Source organism: Mesorhizobium sp. M7A.F.Ca.US.006.01.1.1, from assembly GCF_003997935.1.
In the GTDB taxonomy this organism is placed as follows: Bacteria; Pseudomonadota; Alphaproteobacteria; order Rhizobiales; family Rhizobiaceae; genus Mesorhizobium.
In genome coordinates this window covers 1-4660 of sequence record NZ_RZQL01000377.1, presented here as the reverse complement: position 1 = coordinate 4660, position 4660 = coordinate 1, and the positions used below count along the sequence as shown (strand labels likewise).

The following is a 4660-nucleotide window of genomic DNA, read 5'->3' as shown; positions in this document are numbered from 1 at the left end:
CTGTCAGCCCCATCCATGCAAGGGCCGCAGTCGCAGTGCTTGCGGCCCTTGCATGGATGGGGCTGACAGCGAGACGCCGGCTACCATGCTGAGCGTCCATCCGGTCAGCACGACGCCGATCGTGCCGCTCTCCCTGCCCGGCGGAGCGATGGCCGCGGCGCTGGCGTAGATCGCCGGCATGGCGATGCCGGCAGCGATGCCGGCGAGCAGCTGTGCCGCGACCAGCATGATCACCGTGGGAGCCACGGCACTGGCGATCAGCGCCAGTGCCAACAGCAGCAGTGCGCCCTGCAGCATCCGGCGTGCACCAAGCCGGTCGATGTAGCGGGCCAGGAACAGGGCGCTTGCGGAGGTGCCGAGGCCGAACGCTGCCGCCGCAATCATCACGGCTGGCACGCTGGTTCCGAACGACGAGGCGACAGCCGGTGCAATCGGACCCAGCACGAGCGAGTTCGAGCCGATGACCGCGATGCAGCCCGTCAACAGATAGGCAAGCGCCGGGATCGGGGCTCCGGCGCTTGCCGCCAATGCTGCAACTTGATCTGCGTTCGACATATCGTCATAATCGCCGTATTTTATTCAGCTGAAAACAGGAAACTTCGTCATGGATGAAGAAACAGATGGCATTCTGCAGAACAAGGCTGCGGCCCGCGACCTCGACGCGATTGACCGAAGAATATTAGGCGTCCTGGTCGATGATGCCACGATCAGCTACGCCGAACTCGGCGATCGCGTCGGCTTGTCGCCACCCGCGGCGCATGAGCGGGTCAAACGGCTCCGGCGCAGCGGCGCCATCCGCAACACGGTCGCCATCATCGATCCCCGGGCGGTGAAAAAGCCTTTGCTTGCCTTTGTCCATATCGACACCAGGGGCTGGGGAAAGACGCCGGAACTGATGGCGGTCTCGCAATATCCCGAAGTCGAGGAGATCCATACCGTCGCCGGCGATACCTGCATGTTGCTGAAGGTCCGCACGGAAGACACCAGGGCACTCGAAGGCCTTTTGGCGCGCCTGTACGAAACGCCGGGGGTCACCTCGACGCGCAGCTATGTGGTTTTATCGACCTATTTGGAGCGGCCGGTGCAGCCGGGCATTACCGAGACATGGCCGACGCCCAAGCATATGGCCGAGCCTCTGTACTAGGGGCGTGGGCTACGCTCGCTCGGGAAACATCGCCTTCAGGCCCTCGCGCGATGCCTTGGCGACACCGCGCTCGGTGATCAGGCCGGTCACCAGCCGCGCCGGTGTCACATCGAAGGCCGGGTTGGCCGCAGGCGTCGTGTCCGGCGAAATGCGCACCTGGGCGATCTCGCCGCCGGCGGTCTTGCCCCAGACCAGCGAGACCTCGTCGGCCGAGCGCTGCTCGATCGGGATCTCGGCCAGTCCGTCATGCACGGTCCAGTCGATGGTCGGCGACGGCAGCGCGACATAGAACGGCACGTCATTGTCGGCAGCGGCGAGCGCCTTCAGATAGGTGCCGATCTTGTTGCAGACGTCGCCGTCGGCGGTGGTGCGGTCGGTGCCGACGATGACCATGTCGATCTCGCCGCGCTGCATCAGATGGCCGCCGGCATTGTCGACGATCAGTGTGTGCGGCACGCCGTGCCCGGCCATCTCCCAGGCGGTCAGTTGGGCACCCTGGTTGCGCGGCCGCGTCTCGTCGACATAGACGTGGACCGGAATGCCGGCCTCCGTCGCCAGATAGATCGGCGCGGTCGCCGTGCCGTAATCGACTGTCGCCAGCCAGCCGGCATTGCAATGGGTCAGGATATTGACCGGCTCGCCCTTCTGCTTGCGCGCCGCGATCGCCTTGATGATGGTGAGACCGTTCTCGCCAATGGCGCGGTTGAGGCCGACATCTTCGTCGGCGATCTCACTGGCCCGCTGATAGGCGGCTGCGGCGCGTTGTTCTGTCGGCAGGGGCCGCAGGAAGCGCCGCATTTCGTCCAGCGCCCAGCGCAGATTGATCGCGGTCGGCCGTGTCTCGTGCAGGGTCTCCCACACGGCGTCGAGCGCTGCATCCGACGCATCGTCGGCCATCTGCATGGCGACGCCATAGGCAGCGGTGACGCCGATCAGCGGCGCGCCGCGCACCCACATGTCGCGGATGGCGGTGGCGATGCCGGCAACCGTGCCGATGGTCTCGATGCGGAAATCATGCGGCAGCCAGCGCTGGTCGATGATCTCGACCGAACGCCCGTCGTCGCTCAGCCAGATGGTACGATAGTGGCGGTCGCCGACGTTCAAATGCTGCTCTCCTGTTCGATCAGCGCGGCCAGTTGGTTGACCTCGTCGATGCTGTGGATCTGGCGCCGGTTGACGGCGAGGTGGCGGCCGAATTTCAGCGCCTTTGCCTCACAACTGGCGCGCAAATCCTCATCGGCAATGGTCTCGAAATCGGCATTGTGGGCGAGGCCGAGGATGCGCCTGTGCACCTCGATGCCGGCAAAGCCGAGCAGATCGGTCCACATCTGGTGCAGAACATGGTCGAGCGCCTGCTCGGCACCGAGCTTGTCGCCCTGATCCTCGAACAGGCTCTTTTGATAGAGCATGCCGGTGCGCTCGGTCCGCCACAGATGCGAGAACTCGGCGCGGAACACTGACCATGTCTCGACCGTCACACCGAGCAGATAGGCGCGCATGGCGTCTCGCTTGCCCTTCTGTTCATGGCCGCGTTGCGAGAAGAACGACATCCAGAAATTGGCAAGCAGCATGCCGACATCGAAGGCCATCGGGCCGTAGAAAGCGAACTCCGGATCGATCATCCGCGTCTCGGTGTCGGTGACCATGATCGAGCCTGAATGCAAATCCCCATGCAGCAGCGTCTCGGCATTGGCGGCGAACATGTGCTTCAGCCGCTGCGCCTCGACCTTGAGGTCGCGGTCGGCACGCAGTTCGGCGACGAGGCCGTCGAGCTGTGGGCTCGTATGCCGGTTCATCTTGGCGTCGAAATAGGGGTCGGAAAATACCAGGCTTTCGGTGATGTCGCAAAGCTCGACATTGTCGGCGAACAGCGCCAGATCGGCCTTGCGGTCCTTGGCCGCCATATGCAGGTCGGAGCCGCGAAACAGCGTGCGGGCCATGAACAGGCCGATATCCCGGGCGATGTTCGGCAATTGCCGGCCGTCGATCAGCGCACGGCGCAGGATGATATGCGGCGGCGCAAGATATTCCATGATGATCAGCGCCTGACGTTCGTCGAAATAATGGATCGCCGGCACCGAGCCCGGCGCGCGTGCCTCTTGCCTGGTCAGCGCGTGATATTCGAAGAAGGAGCGCTTCAACGGCAGCGGCCAGCTGTCGCCGACCAGGCGAACATAGGGCAGGGCCTGCTTGACCACGGCCGCACCGCTGTCGCCCTCGACAATGAACACCAGGTTGAGATTGCCGTCACCGACCTCGCGGACCTTCCAGGCGCCAGTGTCCCTGCCGATCTTCGCGCACAGCGCGTCGTTGCCGCCAAGGCGGGCAGCCAAGGTTTCGACCGACAGGGCTTCGAACGGCAATTCTTCAGTCATGGTCATCCTCCCGCATATGCGCTCCGATACATAATTGAGGCATGGCGGCCAAGCCAAGCTAGGAAGCGATCTGGCAATTGTCAATCGTGTTGACAATTGCCGATGCAGCCCATAGCGTCACGTCAGGGAGGAACGCATGGTCGGCAATGCCGTGTTCCGCGTAGAGGGACTGAGGAAATCCTTTGGCCATAACGAGGTGCTTGGCGGCGTCTCGCTGGAACTGCATGCCGGTGAAGTCACCGTGCTGATGGGCGCCAATGGCGCCGGCAAATCCACCCTCGTCAAGATCATCTCCGGTGTCTACGAACGCGGCGGTGGGACGATGGCACTCGCCGACCAGGATTTCGCGCCGAAAACCCCGGCCGAGGCGATCCGCGCCGGCGTCGTCACCGTGCACCAGAACATCAATGACGGTGTCGTCGCCGATCTCGACGTCGCCACCAATTTGACGCTGGACCGGCTGAGCGGCAGCGGTGCGCCGACCCTGTTCAATCCAATGCGCGTGCGGCGAGAGGCCAAGGCGGTTGCCGACCGCATGGGGCTGGCCATCGATTTGAAGGCGCGGGTGAGCGATCTTTCGCTGGCCGATCGCCAGATGGTTGCGATTGCCCGCGCGCTGGCGCACAAGCCGAAAGTGCTGATCCTCGACGAGCCGACCTCATCGCTCTCCAGCGCCGAGGCCGACCGGCTGTTTGCACTGATCGACAGGCTGCGCGAGCAGGGCGTGGCGATCCTCTACATCTCGCATCGCATGTCCGACATCAGGCGGTTGGCCGATCGCATCATCTCGATGCGTGACGGGATCATCTCGGGCATTTTCGACAAGAAGCCGCTCGACTATGAAGGCGCGGTCAACGCCATGCTCGGCCGCAAGATCCATCTCGACCAGATCGTCGTCAGGAATTCGGCCAAGGCAGTCCTGACGATCGAGGGTCTGCGCATTGCGCCAGGCGCCCAGCCGATCTCGCTGACGCTCGGCGACGGTGAGGTCGTGGCCATCACCGGCCTCGTCGGCGTCGGCAAGACGGCGCTTGCCGAGACTCTCTTTGGCGTGCGCCAGCCGCTCGCCGGCACAATGACGCTGAACGGCAGGCCTTATGCGCCGCGATCGACAGGCGAGGCGATCGCCGCCGGCGTGTTC

Annotated in this window: 4 protein-coding genes and 1 pseudogene; 2 read left to right on the top strand and 3 right to left on the bottom strand. The window is 64.1% G+C overall.

The window, feature by feature from the left end; genetic code table 11:
- Positions 1–60: 60 nt before the first annotated feature.
- Positions 61–555: pseudogene (locus EN943_RS35200) on the bottom strand (MFS transporter); the annotation flags it as partial.
- Positions 556–604: 49 nt separating this feature from the next.
- On the opposite strand from EN943_RS35200, the gene EN943_RS35195 reads away from it, so the two are divergent.
- Positions 605–1144 (top strand): Lrp/AsnC family transcriptional regulator, encoded by a 540-nt coding sequence (locus EN943_RS35195; RefSeq protein ID WP_127416401.1) that lies wholly within the window; start codon positions 605–607, stop codon positions 1142–1144.
- 9 nt (positions 1145–1153) lie between these two features.
- On the opposite strand, the gene mtnA is transcribed toward EN943_RS35195, so the two are convergent.
- Together mtnA and mtnK are read right to left on the bottom strand one after the other, a co-directional pair.
- On the bottom strand, positions 1154–2248 hold the full coding sequence (gene mtnA / locus EN943_RS35190) for an S-methyl-5-thioribose-1-phosphate isomerase (protein ID WP_127416400.1): 1095 nt from the start codon (positions 2246–2248) through the stop codon (positions 1154–1156).
- Positions 2245–3519: an S-methyl-5-thioribose kinase gene (mtnK, locus tag EN943_RS35185; RefSeq protein ID WP_127416399.1), complete on the bottom strand. Its 1275-nt coding sequence runs from the start codon at positions 3517–3519 to the stop codon at positions 2245–2247. Before mtnK ends, mtnA begins: the two co-directional genes overlap by 4 nt.
- 136 nt (positions 3520–3655) lie before the next feature.
- Here mtnK and EN943_RS35180 point away from each other — a divergent pair.
- The coding region (locus EN943_RS35180) for an ATP-binding cassette domain-containing protein (protein ID WP_164778549.1) at positions 3656–4660 on the top strand (1005 nt) is incomplete at its 3' end.

Excerpts from the sequence above, each read along its gene's own strand:
- mtnK (WP_127416399.1), bottom strand. The coding sequence starts at position 3,519 with ATGACTGAAGAATTGCCGTTCGAAGCCCTGTCGGTCGAAACCTTGGCT.
- EN943_RS35195 (WP_127416401.1), top strand. The coding sequence starts at position 605 with ATGGATGAAGAAACAGATGGCATTCTGCAGAACAAGGCTGCGGCCCGC.